The 11,798-nt window shown below is 45.4% G+C and carries 14 protein-coding genes; 6 read left to right on the forward strand and 8 right to left on the reverse strand.

Annotated features, from left to right (window positions below):
* Nucleotides 1–9: 9 nt before the first annotated feature.
* Nucleotides 10–798, reverse strand: a complete 789-nt coding sequence (locus C2757_RS04825; RefSeq protein WP_215373161.1) for a 1-acyl-sn-glycerol-3-phosphate acyltransferase — start codon at nucleotides 796–798, stop codon at nucleotides 10–12.
* A gap of 106 nt (nucleotides 799–904) precedes the next feature.
* Between C2757_RS04825 and C2757_RS04830 the strand changes: the two genes are divergently transcribed.
* The 4 genes from C2757_RS04830 to C2757_RS04845 are packed head-to-tail and all read left to right on the forward strand — an operon-like array spanning nucleotide 905 to nucleotide 4,122.
* The gene (locus C2757_RS04830; protein ID WP_215376915.1) at nucleotides 905–1,711 is read left to right on the forward strand and encodes a UDP-2,3-diacylglucosamine diphosphatase; all 807 of its coding nucleotides are present in this window, start codon (nucleotides 905–907) and stop codon (nucleotides 1,709–1,711) included.
* A complete protein-coding gene (locus tag C2757_RS04835; protein WP_215373163.1) occupies nucleotides 1,708–2,736 on the forward strand; it encodes a glycosyltransferase family 1 protein in 1,029 nt (342 codons plus the stop codon). The genes C2757_RS04830 and C2757_RS04835 overlap by 4 nt, the downstream gene beginning before the upstream one ends.
* A gap of 11 nt (nucleotides 2,737–2,747) precedes the next feature.
* Nucleotides 2,748–3,152 carry a diacylglycerol kinase gene (locus C2757_RS04840; protein WP_215373165.1) on the forward strand — a complete coding sequence of 135 codons (405 nt, stop codon included), beginning with the start codon at nucleotides 2,748–2,750 and terminating at the stop codon, nucleotides 3,150–3,152.
* Nucleotides 3,153–3,195: 43 nt separating this feature from the next.
* The gene (locus C2757_RS04845; RefSeq protein ID WP_251366709.1) at nucleotides 3,196–4,122 is read left to right on the forward strand and encodes a GNAT family N-acetyltransferase; all 927 of its coding nucleotides are present in this window, start codon (nucleotides 3,196–3,198) and stop codon (nucleotides 4,120–4,122) included.
* 39 nt (nucleotides 4,123–4,161) lie between these two features.
* On the opposite strand, the gene ppx is transcribed toward C2757_RS04845, so the two are convergent.
* The 7 genes from ppx to C2757_RS04880 form a co-directional block, all read right to left on the reverse strand.
* The gene (gene ppx / locus C2757_RS04850; RefSeq protein ID WP_256438114.1) at nucleotides 4,162–5,724 is read right to left on the reverse strand and encodes an exopolyphosphatase; all 1,563 of its coding nucleotides are present in this window, start codon (nucleotides 5,722–5,724) and stop codon (nucleotides 4,162–4,164) included.
* A gap of 100 nt (nucleotides 5,725–5,824) precedes the next feature.
* Nucleotides 5,825–6,037, reverse strand: coding sequence for a GDCCVxC domain-containing (seleno)protein (locus C2757_RS04855; protein ID WP_251366710.1), 213 nt, complete (start codon nucleotides 6,035–6,037; stop codon nucleotides 5,825–5,827).
* A 50-nt stretch (nucleotides 6,038–6,087) separates the two neighbouring features.
* Nucleotides 6,088–7,833, reverse strand: a complete 1,746-nt coding sequence (locus C2757_RS04860) for an alkaline phosphatase (RefSeq protein ID WP_215373170.1) — start codon at nucleotides 7,831–7,833, stop codon at nucleotides 6,088–6,090.
* Between the two features lie 89 nt (nucleotides 7,834–7,922).
* On the reverse strand, nucleotides 7,923–9,365 hold the full coding sequence (locus tag C2757_RS04865; protein WP_215373173.1) for a DUF2252 domain-containing protein: 1,443 nt from the start codon (nucleotides 9,363–9,365) through the stop codon (nucleotides 7,923–7,925).
* Nucleotides 9,366–9,428: 63 nt separating this feature from the next.
* The gene (locus C2757_RS04870) at nucleotides 9,429–9,869 is read right to left on the reverse strand and encodes a tautomerase family protein (protein WP_215373176.1); all 441 of its coding nucleotides are present in this window, start codon (nucleotides 9,867–9,869) and stop codon (nucleotides 9,429–9,431) included.
* Between the two features lie 21 nt (nucleotides 9,870–9,890).
* On the reverse strand, nucleotides 9,891–10,391 hold the full coding sequence (locus tag C2757_RS04875) for an arsenate reductase ArsC (protein WP_215373179.1): 501 nt from the start codon (nucleotides 10,389–10,391) through the stop codon (nucleotides 9,891–9,893).
* Nucleotides 10,392–10,416: 25 nt separating this feature from the next.
* Nucleotides 10,417–10,593 (reverse strand): hypothetical protein, encoded by a 177-nt coding sequence (locus C2757_RS04880; RefSeq protein WP_215373180.1) that lies wholly within the window; start codon nucleotides 10,591–10,593, stop codon nucleotides 10,417–10,419.
* Nucleotides 10,594–11,011: 418 nt separating this feature from the next.
* Between C2757_RS04880 and C2757_RS04885 the strand changes: the two genes are divergently transcribed.
* Both C2757_RS04885 and C2757_RS04890 read left to right on the forward strand, forming a co-directional pair.
* A complete protein-coding gene (locus tag C2757_RS04885) occupies nucleotides 11,012–11,506 on the forward strand; it encodes an MgtC/SapB family protein (RefSeq protein ID WP_251366711.1) in 495 nt (164 codons plus the stop codon).
* An 84-nt stretch (nucleotides 11,507–11,590) separates the two neighbouring features.
* Nucleotides 11,591–11,791, forward strand: a complete 201-nt coding sequence (locus C2757_RS04890) for a hypothetical protein (RefSeq protein ID WP_215373182.1) — start codon at nucleotides 11,591–11,593, stop codon at nucleotides 11,789–11,791.
* Nucleotides 11,792–11,798 lie beyond the last annotated feature (7 nt).

The following is an 11,798-nucleotide window of genomic DNA, read 5'->3' on the forward strand; positions in this document are numbered from 1 at the left end:
ACAAATTCTCTAATTGCAGTTCTGGCTCAGGTAGCCAGCAATTTCCTCTTGGGAGTGCTGTGATAACCACTTACGATCCTGCATTTGATCAGGACTCCCTACTGCAGGTGGAAAAAACTGCAATTCCACCTTTAGATTGCGATTTTTCAAGATGCTGGCCATAGAACCCAGTAAGCCCATGTCACCCACAAATGCTGGCACTTCAGAGTGCTCACCGCTAACTCGATCAAAGTAGGCTAAGGCCAGGGTGCATATCGGAACTTGCGCCAAGACGGCAGCCTCAAATAAATTAGGCTTAAACGTTTGAACAGTCTTGCCAATCGTTGAGGTTCCTTCAGGAAAGATGCAGATGGATTGCTCTTTTAGGGCTGTTACCATTTCTCCAACCACTTGCCGTGCATGTCTAGAACTATCGCGTCTAATAAAAACAGTACCCAGCTGTTTTGCCATCCAACCAAAAATAGGCCACTTTTCTACTTCAGACTTCGCTACGAACCGGATCGGTTTAAATGAATTAATGACATGAATATCCATCCATGACACATGATTCGATGCTAATAAGTATGAAGTTTGCGGCAATGCCTGTGCATTGCTGACTTGCAATTGAATGCCAAATATTTTTAGTAAGCGTTTAGACCATCTTTGAATATGGGATTTTTTTCTGCTGGGACTAACAAATGGAAATAAGATGAAGAGCGTCAGCACCCCTCTCAAAACGTGTAGCCAAACTAAAAACCATGAAAGGATGTAAAGCCATATTGGCGTCTTTACATGGTGGATATGATGGGGAGATGTCATAAATACTATTAATAATGAATATATTGAATGATAAAGGCATCGTCATAAAAATGTCTTAAAAATGTCATGAAGCTTTCATAGAGGCTAGGCCTAATACAAACTCATGATGCATTACAGAGCTATCTGGATTTCAGACGTACACCTCGGAACATCAGGGTGTCAGGCAAACTACCTCCTCGATTTTCTAAAACACAACGAAGCGGATAAGTTCTATCTCGTGGGTGACATTATCGATGGGTGGCGACTCAAAAAATCATTCTACTGGCCACAAGCCCACAACGACGTTGTACAAAAGCTTCTGCGTAAAGCCCGTAAGGGTACTGAGGTGATCTATGTACCCGGTAACCATGATGAGAGTGCACGCCAGTTCTTTGGAATGTCTTTTGGTGATGTGAAAGTCGTTGAGGAATGCATTCACACAACGGTTGATGGCAAAAAATTGTGGGTTACCCACGGCGATCTATTTGATGGTGTGATGCAATACGCCAAGTGGCTAGCGTATGTTGGCGATACCCTCTACTCTTTCATCCTCTACATCAATCGTTATTTCAATATGTTGCGGGTCAAGATGGGTCTGCAGTATTGGTCCCTATCACAGTACCTTAAGCATCAAGTAAAGAACGCGGTGAGTTATATCGCTGACTTTGAACACATCATGGCCAGAGAAGCTCGCCTGCGCGGCTGCGATGGTGTCGTTTGTGGTCATATTCATAAAGCTGAGATTCGTGAAATCGACGGCTTACTCTATTGCAATGATGGCGATTGGGTTGAAAGCCTGACAGCCTTAGTTGAAACCCATACTGGCGAACTCAAAATTGTTCATTGGCCCTTTATTAAGGGTGAGCCCGTGGAAACTCCGGAAATTGAATTCCAACCTGCTATTCAACCACTCGTTCAAGAGGCTGCACTATGAAAATTATGATCATCACCGATGCATGGGATCCACAGGTAAATGGTGTTGTCCGCACTTTAAAACAAACACGCGCTGAACTCATTGCCATGGGTCATGAAGTAGAGATGATCACTCCAAATGGTTTTAAATCGATTCCTTGCCCTACTTATCCCGATATCGCCCTGTCCTTATTTCCTGGTAAAGAAGTAGCGCGTCGCATTAAAGAATTCGCACCCGATGCCATGCATATTGCTACAGAAGGCCCCCTAGGCTTATCTGCACGCTCTTATGCCGTGAGAAACAATCTGCCCTTCTCTACTGCGTATCACACCCGCTTCCCTGAATATGTAAAAGCGCGTACCGGCATTCCCCTTGCCATTACTTATGCATTCTTGCGCTGGTTCCATGGCCCATCCATGGCAGTCATGGCTCCAACCATTGTGGTGAAGAATGACTTAGAGAAATATGGCCTGACCAATGTAGTCTTGTGGTCACGCGGTGTGGATTTGGATATCTTCAAGATGCAAGAGTCCAAAGTCCTAAATACTGCACACCCTATCTTCTTATATGTTGGTCGCGTCGCAGTAGAAAAGAATATCAATGCCTTCTTGGAGATTGATCTGCCAGGATCAAAATGGGTGGTTGGTGATGGCCCAGCCATGGCCGGCATCAAAGAAAAGTATCCAGACATTAACTACCTAGGCGTTCTTCAGCAGCATGAACTCGCCAAAGTCTACGCTGCCGCTGATGTATTTGTATTCCCAAGCAAAACCGATACTTTTGGCCTCGTTTTGCTCGAAGCCATGGCCTGCGGTACTCCGGTTGCAGCCTATCCAGTGACTGGCCCTATTGACGTTTTGGGCAACTCTACTGCCGGCGCCATGAACGAAGATCTGCGTGAAGCTTGCATTACCGCCCTCAAGATTCCTCGTGAAGAGGCTCGTGCGCACGCAGAAAAATTCTCATGGAGAGCAGCTTCAGAACAGTTTGTGCAACATCTCAAACCCGTTCCATCTCCAGATGTGCATGTAACGGCACTCGCTTAAGAAGGCCCTGATTGAATACCCAGTACAACATCAATCAAAATCCTTACAAAGGAAATCGGGGATTAACCAGGGCTTGGCATGCAGCCAAAAACTCTTGGTGCGGTTTGGTTTACGCATTTTTAGAAGAAAGCGCCTTTAGGCAAGAATTAACCTTGTGCGTCTTACTAACGCCAGTGGCTTTTTTGCTTCCAACGACTTTGCTGGAAAAAGCCCTACTGATTTCCTCTTTAATTATGGTTTTGGTGGTGGAATTATTGAATTCTAGTGTGGAGGCGGCAATTGATCGGATCTCCTTCGAGCACCATGATTTATCCAAAAGAGCCAAGGATTTTGGCTCGGCGGCGGTCATGTTAGCCCTCATCATCGCGCTTTTGATGTGGTCTGCGGTGTGTATTCCGATTGTCTTAAAACTGTAATAAATGCCCTCTACGATCTCATAAACAAACACCAAGGCTTACTATGTCCGACATCCCGAACCCAATTGGCGCCTTCGAGATTTTCTCTCTCAGAAAAGAGAAAAAACCCAGAATTTCTAAACTGAATCCTATCAAGAAGCTTTCTAAGAAGTTAACTAAAAAGCTTTTTGGTAAAAAGTTTGCGACCAAAGCCCGCTCTGAATTAACTGCTGTTGAGGTAGCTCCGGTTGTTAGTCAAACAAGCAAAGCAAAACGCCCTGCCTTTCAGATTGAATGGGCGAGCACTCCAAGCGGCATTAAAGAAGCGCAAAGATTGCGCTATAAGGTATTTGCTGAAGAAATGGGTGCAAACCTGTCGCAAAATGCTGAGGGTTTAGACATCGATGAGTTTGATGCCTATTGCGATCACTTATTGATTCGTGATCAAGATACATTAAAAGTGGTTGGTACTTACCGCGTATTGCCGCCACACAAAGCCCAAGAAATTGGTCGCCTCTACTCAGATGCAGAATTTGATCTAAGCCGTTTAGACCACTTGCGTCCAAAGTTGGTTGAGTTAGGTAGATCTTGTGTTCATAAGGACTATCGCTCAGGCGCCGTGATTATGGCCTTGTGGAGTGGCTTAGCCCAATATATGCAGAAGAATGGCTATGAAATCATGCTCGGATGCGCCAGCATTCCGATGGCTGATGGTGGTCACTTTGCAGCCAGTCTCTATAACTCCTTAGATAGCAGCCAAATGGCCCCTACTGAGTTCCATGCCTTCCCACGTTTACCGCTACCTCTGGATAAGCTCAATGGTGGCTTAGATGTAGAAGCCCCACCCTTGATCAAGGGTTACCTAAAGCTTGGCGCTAAGATTTGTAGTGCCCCAGCCTGGGATCCTGATTTCAATACAGCTGACTTGTTAACCATGTTGCGCTTATCTGAAATCAATCCACGCTACGCAAAACACTTCCTAGGGTTGTAATTCTGCTTTCTTAAACAGGCTCTGAGTGATCGGAGCCTGTTACTTCAGATTGATTTCGTAGGTGCGGCCAATCCGGTTCCATTCGGCAGCTTCTTTTAGCAAACTAAATTCGGTCAATGGATGGGTGACAGCCCAATCTCTTGAGAGACTCACCTGGTAAGCGCCATCTTGTTCAGAAACCCTTACTTCCGGCAGATCCTCATCACTTCTACCGCGGCAAAGAACCTGAGCTAAGCGCAGGCAAAACAACATGCGCCAATCATGAAAACCAGTATTGTTTGCCAACTTGCCCAATTTGCCGGTATGCCCAATTAGTAGGGCTGCGAGGCGAGCCTGATCATTCTTAGAAAAACCAGGCATATCTGCATTACCAGCGATATAAGCTGAATGCTTGTGATAGCCATTGTGCGAGATGGATAGACCAATCTCATGCAGATTTGCAGCCCATTGCAATAAAGCAATGTTGTCTTCCCTGCTTTCCACTTCAGGCTTAGGGAGTTGTTTCAAGAAAGCTGCCGCCAATTTTCCAACACGCGTTGCTTGCTCACGATCTGCAGCATAGCGTTGCATAAACTGCTCAACAGTGACGTAGCGCATATCGTGATGTTGTGAGCGTCCTAGCAAGTCATAAAGCACACCGGTGCGTAATGCTGCATCGGTGACTTCCATCTCCTCGATACCCAGCTCATCAAAGACGGCCAACATAATAGCCAAACCACCTGGCCATACAGCCCTTCTATCATCCTTGAGACCCAATAACTCCACTTGGCTTACGTGCTCATATTTGAGTAGGTGTTTTTTCATGGCGCGCAAGCCTTCACGCGTAATCAGACCGCTGGTCGTATTGACGCGTCCCATCGTCAAGCCATCACCATGTCCATTGAAATCATTCTCGGCGATGAGTTCGGCAAGGGCCCGTGCTGTACCAGAAGAACCTACGGCCTGCTTCCAGCCGCTCTTGAGATAAGCACCAGAGATCACCTGAATCTCGCGTCTAGCGGCTAGCTCTGCCTCCTTAAATGCATGCGCATCCACATTCCCTTTAGGAAAAAAACGCATGCTATGGGAAACGCACCCGATATATAAACTTTCCATCAACTGCGGCTCATAGCCTTTACCGATGATGAACTCTGTGGAGCCACCACCAATGTCGACAACAAGGCGGTTACCTTGCACTGCTGGAACTTCATGGGCGGCGCCGATATAAATAAGACGCGCTTCCTCAACGCCCGCAATCACTTCTATCGGAAAGCCTAAGGCTTCTTGCGCTTCATCAACAAATAGTTGTGCATTTTTAGCAACCCTCAATGTATTCGTTGCAACAGCACGGACATTCGCTGGATCAAATCCACGGATGCGTTCGCCAAACCGTCGAATAGCAGTCAATCCCCGTTGATAGGCGTCATTACCTAATAATTTGTTTTCAGTTAAGCCTGCAGCGAGACGGACGGATTCACGCAAAGTATCAATCGGACGAAGTTGAGTGCCCGAAGGAGTGTTGACTGCCTGAGCCACCAACATACGAAAGCTATTTGAGCCCAAATCCACCGCAGCGACTAGGTCGTCAGATTGAATTACAGAATCGCTTGATTGAGTTGCCAAAATATTCCCTGAAATATGCTTACGCTTAGCAAATATGTCTATTTTATGAAAAAACGATGACATATTAGTGAAATTACAGCGTAATCTACAAGGTATATGGCTAGGCGGCTAGGTTTTGTTCAGCGTTTGAGCAATCAACATCGCCAAAGCTGCAAAAAATACAGCAATCGCCAGACTTTGTCTTCAAGATATTGCTGCAGGCACAGCAGCGATAGAGATGCTGAGAAGATCCACGGGGTAGCTCTAGCCTCTCTGAGGCTTGGCAATACGGACAGGTAATCGTGGAATGTTGATTTTCTAATGTGATATTCACATCCGCATTCTGACCTGCAGATATTTCAAGAATATGTCAGCACACCAAAACTATTTACTGCCAAGACCTAAGCTCTTCACCATCACTTTAAAGACTTCAGTGTTATCCATGAAACCTTTAAATTTTTCTGAGCCTGGCCCCATAGCGTTAAGCACAGCATCATCAGCGCTATGCACACCTACATCCTGACTTGACGGAAGATTGCCACCAACATGAATGGCATCCTCTTGCAACTGAAGGTATTTTGGATTGGCCACAAACTTGCCATCCTCACCTTTAATAGCAGGGACAAAAGTGCCATCTAATTTTGGATGCATCGTTTCATAATGGTCAGGATAGCTGCTGTAGAAAAAAGCCAAACGATTTGAAACGTCTACTTGGTTGGGATAGCCCTGAACATCTGCCTTTGGGTAGTTCGGAAAACCCGCCTCAGCATAGATACCCACCTTTTCACGCAAGGGACCCGGCTTTTCATCATGGACCACACCGCTGATAGAGCCGCTATGGGTATGATCAGGTGTCACGATGATTAAGGTATCGGGATGAGTTTTTGCAAAGTCTTTAGCAACCTGAACGGCATTGCTCAACATGATGGTGTCAAACGCAGCCCTCTCCCAGTCTAAGGGGTGATTGAATTTGTCAATCAAGGCCGCTTCTACCATTAAGAAAAATCCATTGGGATTTCTGGACAGCACTTCAATGGCGGATTGAGTCATCTCCGTGAGATCAGGTTGGTTTGGATACTGAGAGACGGTATTCTTTTTTAAGAAGAAACGGTCGAGAGATCCATCCATATTGTCTGGATGAAAGACGCCAAACAATTTTTGAGTTTTTTTATCCTGCGCAGCCGCGAGCAACTCTTGCTTAGTGAAAACATTTTGGTAGCCGTCAACCTTAAAGGTCTCCACTAAGTTTTTCTCATCCTTACGTTTTGATCCCTTGGAGGATTGCGGATAAAAATACGCTGAGCCACCACCCAAAATCACTTCTGCCTTGCTAGCCAATAATTGATCTGCAATATATTGCTTATCGGCACGGCGCCGAGTATGAGCAACCATGGCACCAGGGGTTGCATCCTCTAATTCCGCATCAGAGACAATGCCAACAGCCATTTTGGTATTACGCTTTACTAATTCGGAAATCGTTTCTACTTTTGGGTGCGAAAGATTATCGTCGGCTCTAGAGACATATACTCCCATGGCATTGACTGCGGTCTTATGACCCGTGGTGTAAGCACTCATGGAATTAGCTGAGTCCGTAATCAATGAATCCGAGCCAGAGGTCCCAATCATGGCAGTGCTTGGCATATCATCAAAAGCCAATCTACCTTGATACTTGCCTTGCACAATGCCTTTTGAAAGAACACGCGCTGCTGTTCTATTGGCAATTGTCATGCCATCACCAATGAAGAGAATCACATTCTTCACGCGGCGTGGGCCACTTGCATAGACATCCCAAGCTACTTGAATCTGCTCCCGACCGGCGCGGGCTACTAGGACATACTTTCCAGCCTTGGTAATTTTTACATCTCGATAAATCAGTGAACTTCCTTTGCCGTTTTCATTGGCAATAAATTGCGGCTTGCTAGTAACGAGTTTGCCTATAGGCGCGCCATTGACTTCGATCACCAGATCTTCTGGTTGAACTACATTGTTGAGCTCTACCTTGATATCAAAATGAGATCCAGCAAGAATAGAGGCGCTGTCAATCGGATAGACTGCCGCTGCAAAAATAGTGCCGCCAAAGGTGAAAGCAAAAAGAAATAAACTGGTTTTACAAAGCTGATGAATATTCATATTCGAAAAAAGCGCTTAAGTGAGGTCAAACTACAATATCAACAAAGAAGATGTCATCCTTGTGACAAGCAAATACCCAACTACTCTAGCTAGAGGGCAGATTTTCGCTTGGCAACTTTCAGTTTGCCTTTTTTGACTGCTTTGCAAAAGAGTTCATAGTCATCTTGATTTTGTTTTGCATAAGATCTAGCAAATGCATAAAGCGCTTTATTAAGCTCCTCAGATCTGCCGCAATAGCCAGCAATCACAGCAGCATCACCTGAGCGAGCATGGCCTAAAGCAAGGGCCCAGCCAAATAATTTGGCGTAATCTGGGAAGTTCTTCAAGGACACGCCCCCCGCCCCGATGTTGATACCGCCTTTCATATCCCGTAGCTGGCGTAAGTAAAAGCCTTGACTTTTGTTGATGTCAAATTGGACAGCACCGTAATTGAGGAAGATGTCAGGGGCACCTTGTAGCAATCGCTGGCCAGCTACCACACGCCGACCCATGTCGCGATAAATGGATTCTCCCAAATAAGGTGTTAGAACAGACTTCTGGGCTTCTTTGTATTGAAGAAATAGTGGATCGTTTGCACTATCACCCTCAAAATACAGAACCATACAGTTGGTGCCGACACTACCGACACCAACAACTTTGCGAGCATAGTCTTTCAAGTAGTAACGCTCAAACAAGACTTGTCGATCTGCAAGCAAGGTACTGGAATAGTTGAGTAAGGCTTTATCAATCAATGATTCCAAAGGAACGCCGAAGGCTTGTTTCTTAAAGTGCTCAATCAGTGGTGGTCGATTGATAATTTTACGGTCCTTACCTACCAGCGTTGTTAAGCTTTGCAAGACCTGTATATTTCCTTGGCCTTTGGTTTCTTTTAAATACGCATCTAATGTCTTCTGATGTTCTTTATTGAAGTGCCTGCGGATATCCTTCTCACCAATAAATACCTCGGCTAGATCTAGGTAAGGCATCTTGGCATACTCTTCCATCCGCTTTTGATATTCAGAAGTGATGCGATAAACCAATTCTTTGCTCGTTGCCTTACTACCCCCGATGCTTTCAGAGGCAATGACTGCACTAGCAACGAGTCGCTTAATGTCCCACTCCCAGCTACCAGGCAAGGTTTCATCAAAGTCGTTTATACCAAAGACCAAGCGGTGCTCAGCAGTGCCAAATAAACCAAAATTAGATACATGCATATCACCACATAATTGCACCGTAATATTCGTAGTTGGTTGATTGGCTAAGTCTTGAGCCATGATGGCAGCTCCACCACGATAAAAGGTAAACGGCGATTGCACCATGCGCTCGTACCGAATCGGGATAAGCGATTCAATCCGCTGCTTGGCTTGATTTTCTAAAATGGTGATGGGGTCAACGCGATATTTAGGTGGTGTGTATATCCCCTGCTCTGCAAAGCTGACTTTTTTGCGCAAGGCTTTGCCATCAGCCATGCGCTTCTCAATACTGGGTCGTGGGTTCTTAAACGACTCTACAGAATGCAGTACGGCATATTGGGGTTTTTTGACTGAAGACATGGGGTTTCTCGACTGGTACTTTAATCTACCAATCTTAATCCCTCTATTACAGAACTGCCTCAGTTACGAGTTGATATAGCTGAGCTTTTCTTGAATATTGGCAGGCAAAGTTGCAAACCAGACACCATCATGGCCAACGGCAGGCAATATTTGACCGTATTCGATCATTTGATTGGGTGAGAGCTCATCGATATAGGCCCAGATTTGATTGCTGGCCAATTTGGTCGTACTTTGAATGGCAATCTCAATCTCGACTAATAGTTGCTTCTTTATTTGCTCGCTTCTTCCCGCACGAATTTGTCCATTAACAAAAATGTGAGCATCTTCGAGCAATACACCCCCAATGAAGCAATCATGAATATCTAATTCTTTAAAGATGACTTGCGCAAAGTATGCCTCTGCACCAGTAACCTCTGCATGAATTTTGGTAATTGCTTGGGCGATCGTATATTTTTGATGTGTTGAAAGATTCAAGCCTGCGTAATACACACTATAGGTAGCCATATGCTTCCTTCAACAATTCAATTATTTATTCAACTTGTGGTGGATTGCGTGCAACTCATCTTTGATCTGCAAGTCATCTAATTTATCTATCGGCAGATCAAGTAAGAGCTCGATACGGTTACGTAAACCCATTTCTACTTTTCTGAATGCTGCCCACATCGCCTCATCACCCTCGGTGACAGCAGCGGGATCCATAAAACCCCAGTGAGCAGTAGCAGGATGACCCGGCCAGTAAGGACATTCCTCGCCGGCAGCAGAATCACATACAGTAATGATGAAATCCATCACTGGAGCGCCTGCGAGACCAAATTCATCCCAGCTTTTGCTACGCAACATTTCGAGTGGATACCCCATCTCTTTGGCTAGCTCTCTAGCAATGGGATGAACCTCACCGCGAGGTGTAGAGCCAGCTGAATAGCCAATAAATCGGCCGTGACTTAGCGTAGTTGCTAGCGCCTCACCAAGAATCGATCTGGCAGAATTGCCTGTGCAAAGAAACAGAATATTGTATGGACGAGTCATATGAATTGGGTATTAAATATTTATATTAAATGATCTCGTCAAGTCGTAAAGAATATTTTTTATCGACTACAAAGGGATTGAGATTGCGATCAATCCCAGGCTTTAGATTGTCTTTGGCGCGATCCTGGGATTCCGTAGTGGGCTTTGCTCCTACTTCATTGCGAAATACATTAGCTAGGTATTGGCTTAGATTGACGTCCATAGCTCCCTTGGATGCTGAAATGGTTGAATATTCCACCATCCTAGGGAGGATTTATTTCAATTTTATTAAGGGGTAAAGGAGTGCCGTAAGACCGAGGATCCCGCGGTCTGAATGCCAATTTCGCCCATCTTACCTAAGCAGCAATGCTGCATAGGTAAGAATCATTAACTGCCTAGGCGGTGTGAGAGATATCGTTTAGCGTAGGCCTTGCGAGCCTCGTACCATGCGTCCCAAATCGATAAGAGTACTTTTTTCATGACAAACCCCCCATAACAACAGATTGATCTGGACGTCCTCATCATGTAAAGACGCCGCCATAACTTCATGTGGAGTGTTATCTATTGCCATGACATAGGAAAGACGGTTTTATGACCAATTGATGTAGCTCGGATACACTGGATCTATTAGCTATCCCATAGTGACTAAAGGAAAACCCATGTGTGACTGGACTGTTTGCAGCACGATTGTCTTACGACTCGCTCTAGCCCTATTGGTTGGCATCATCCTGGGTTTAAATCGCTGGATGCACCATAAGGCTGCTGGTATACGGACCCACTCTTTGGTGGCAATTGGCTCAGCATGCGCAGTGATGCTGATCAGTGACTTCGTTCAAGATGACGCTCAGGCTGTTAGCCGCGTTCTTCAGGGTCTTATTACTGGTCTTGGCTTTTTAGGCGCTGGCGTCATTATTCGTGAGCAGCATGCCCAAAAGGTCCATGGTCTGACTACCGCAGCTAGCCTGTGGGCAACTGCCCTGATTGGGGCGGCTTTTGGTGCCGGGCAATTTGCCTTGGGCTTATTAACGCTAGGTGCGATATTGCTCACCTTAGTCCTTGGAGGCCCCCTAGAGAGGCTGATTGCAAGGCTGAATGGGGTCAAAAGAAGCTCAGAAATTTCAGGGGATCCGGACTAATCCCCCCCCTGAAATACCCAAAAAATGGGTTTTGTAATATTAATTTGATAGGATGAGTCATCCAAACAGTGAAAAACTAAGCTTATGAGCGATTATCGATACGAAGATGCAGTAAAACAACTGCAAGAAACAGGCGCCATTGGTCTCGTTGATCTTAAAAGCCTGCCCCATGAAGATCTCGTTGAGTTATTTGAAGAGATCAAGGTTTGGTGCTTATATGCCAGCGGTAAGGCTGAAAAGCTTCCAAAAGAGTCCAAAAAGAAGAAAAAGAAGAAAAAAGACTAGTTTTTCG

This window comes from Polynucleobacter sp. MWH-Svant-W18 (assembly GCF_018687495.1).
Taxonomy (GTDB): domain Bacteria; phylum Pseudomonadota; class Gammaproteobacteria; order Burkholderiales; family Burkholderiaceae; genus Polynucleobacter.

Bases quoted from the DNA above. Each gene is read 5' to 3' on its own strand.
- C2757_RS04860 (WP_215373170.1), bottom strand. From the start codon at position 7,833: ATGAATATTCATCAGCTTTGTAAAACCAGTTTATTTCTTTTTGCTTTC.
- C2757_RS04865 (WP_215373173.1), bottom strand. From the start codon at position 9,365: ATGTCTTCAGTCAAAAAACCCCAATATGCCGTACTGCATTCTGTAGAG.
- C2757_RS04875 (WP_215373179.1), bottom strand. From the start codon at position 10,391: ATGACTCGTCCATACAATATTCTGTTTCTTTGCACAGGCAATTCTGCC.
- C2757_RS04870 (WP_215373176.1), bottom strand. From the start codon at position 9,869: ATGGCTACCTATAGTGTGTATTACGCAGGCTTGAATCTTTCAACACAT.
- C2757_RS04880 (WP_215373180.1), bottom strand. From the start codon at position 10,593: ATGGACGTCAATCTAAGCCAATACCTAGCTAATGTATTTCGCAATGAA.
- C2757_RS04835 (WP_215373163.1), top strand. From the start codon at position 1,708: ATGAAAATTATGATCATCACCGATGCATGGGATCCACAGGTAAATGGT.
- C2757_RS04845 (WP_251366709.1), top strand. From the start codon at position 3,196: ATGTCCGACATCCCGAACCCAATTGGCGCCTTCGAGATTTTCTCTCTC.
- C2757_RS04890 (WP_215373182.1), top strand. From the start codon at position 11,591: ATGAGCGATTATCGATACGAAGATGCAGTAAAACAACTGCAAGAAACA.
- C2757_RS04825 (WP_215373161.1), bottom strand. From the start codon at position 798: ATGACATCTCCCCATCATATCCACCATGTAAAGACGCCAATATGGCTT.
- C2757_RS04830 (WP_215376915.1), top strand. From the start codon at position 905: ATGCATTACAGAGCTATCTGGATTTCAGACGTACACCTCGGAACATCA.